Genomic DNA, 1819 nt, shown 5'->3' on the forward strand with positions numbered 1-1819 from the left:
CTTCAGGACCTACAGATGCCTGGAAATCGCACTATATCATGCGCTTGGGCGGCTGCCTGTGCCGGAGGCTGCCCACAGATTTTACTGACGAGGCTCAAAATAGGGCACAACCCTCATTATAAAAAGAGCTACTAAAGTAAATAAAGCCGTGAAAATTAAAGTCCTGCTCATATTTGATTACGTATAACGCCGCAATCAGCCGCGGCTAAGTTTGTGCGCTTTTTGTGCGATAATTGAGCGTAGCGATAGCGCAAAAAGTGCACAAACTTGGCCGTCGGCTGCATTGCTTGGTTAACTGCGCTCCGACTCCGCGGCTGCAGCCATTGTTTTATGGAACTTTGCCAACTCTTTTGTCGAAGCTTCTACAGCTTTCACAAGCTTTGGTCCCCAATTAAGGTCACTAATGTCTGTTCCCTCAAATTGCGTCACATCTAACTTACTCACGCTTTCAACCCGTCTAGAAAATGGACGAAGACTCTTTGAACGACAGTAAATAGCTGTGACCTCGATGGAGGAGCTACCAAGAAACTTCTTAAGCCCGCCATACTGACCCCAAGTGACAATAAGTTGTTGGCCGGGCGCCAAGTACGGAATCCCAACAATAATTGGACCATCAATCATCTCTGCCGGCATTTCTTTGGGGATGCCTATGCTAAATGCCTGAGACGGAAGTGGCCGACTAGATCGGAAGATAACATCAACTGCCGATCCTTTTCCTATATTTTTTATTATCAAATTTATAAACGACGGGCGTTTGCGATCTACATCAGCATAGACAATTACCTCAGGATCAGTCGAAGAGCGATACACAGCATAAGTAATCGCTGCTGAGGCGCTAGCGATTAGCACCATCAAAAGAGAAATCCAATCTCCTGAATCCATTGCATCACCGTTTTTCAGTTAACGCCGTAATCAGACGCGGCCAAGTTTGTGTGCTTTTTGCGCGGTAATGGGAACGCAGCGACCGCGCAAAAAGTGCGCAAAGTTGGCCGTCGGCTGCATTGCCTTGTTAAGTTTTTCACTCCGAACTCTCTTCCATACCAGGGTACTCTGATAAGAAGAGATTCATGCCAATTGATGCCATTATAGCCATAGACTCATGGGTTAGAACGCTTCCGCCTCCACAGGCGCCCTCGCGGGGACTAAAACCAACATCGGCTACATACGCGCCTGACTCAAAATTCTTTCCTGTAGATGCTAGCCACTTTTCCAAGTATTCAATTTGCGCAGGTAATTCCCATTCGCCATCGCATAACCAATCGAGTTTTTCTGGCTTCTCGCCTTCTACTTTGCCGGTGTAATTTAAAATATTTATTGGCACTATTTCGATCCTTGCGAAAACTTAACGCCGCCAGCACGCGCGGCTTTGTAGTGGAGGCGAAGCCGTAACGGAAAATCCGTCGCTGTGCCTGGCCATGTTATGCATATGCCTGACCTGTACGTTGTGATTTTTCACATGTAGCTAACCTACGCCAGTTTTTAGAAGCATACTTGTGGGCTTGCTTGAGTGAAAACCAAAGTGCTACCGTGCTCAGTATAGGAATAATTTTTACACCGTGAAAAACAGTTATGCGAGTAACCTTTGTTTTATTATTTTCTATTGGCTCTAAGATAAAGCTATCTTGCAGGAAGCTAACCCAATTTTTACACCAAACGTCACTTTCTTTCATTTGGTAGACTAATTTCCGATTTTCTTCTATTTCGACGATGTTTTGTCGGATATAACCCGGTAGTTGCATAAATTAATCGGATCTCAGTCATGAAACGCCTTGTTTTACAGGCTCGATCACGGACTCCATCAGTGTCACTGGAATTCACC

3 protein-coding genes are annotated in these 1819 nt (G+C 45.5%); all 3 read right to left on the reverse strand.

What is annotated here, in order from left to right:
* Window positions 1-291 precede the first annotated feature (291 nt).
* The 3 genes from FHS09_RS22425 to FHS09_RS22435 all read right to left on the reverse strand — a co-directional run bounded on the left by FHS09_RS22425 (window position 292) and on the right by FHS09_RS22435 (window position 1670).
* Window positions 292-882 (reverse strand): hypothetical protein, encoded by a 591-nt coding sequence (locus FHS09_RS22425; protein ID WP_183464125.1) that lies wholly within the window; start codon window positions 880-882, stop codon window positions 292-294.
* 136 nt (window positions 883-1018) lie between these two features.
* On the reverse strand, window positions 1019-1321 hold the full coding sequence (locus FHS09_RS22430) for a hypothetical protein (protein ID WP_221192200.1): 303 nt from the start codon (window positions 1319-1321) through the stop codon (window positions 1019-1021).
* Window positions 1322-1418: 97 nt separating this feature from the next.
* A complete protein-coding gene (locus FHS09_RS22435; RefSeq protein WP_183464127.1) occupies window positions 1419-1670 on the reverse strand; it encodes a hypothetical protein in 252 nt (83 codons plus the stop codon).
* Window positions 1671-1819: the final 149 nt, after the last annotated feature.

The organism is Microbulbifer rhizosphaerae, assembly GCF_014191725.1.
GTDB lineage: Bacteria > Pseudomonadota > Gammaproteobacteria > Pseudomonadales > Cellvibrionaceae > Microbulbifer > Microbulbifer rhizosphaerae.

Coding starts and splice junctions, on each gene's coding strand:
- FHS09_RS22435 (WP_183464127.1), bottom strand. CDS start 1,670: ATGAAAGAAAGTGACGTTTGGTGTAAAAATTGGGTTAGCTTCCTGCAA.
- FHS09_RS22425 (WP_183464125.1), bottom strand. CDS start 882: ATGGATTCAGGAGATTGGATTTCTCTTTTGATGGTGCTAATCGCTAGC.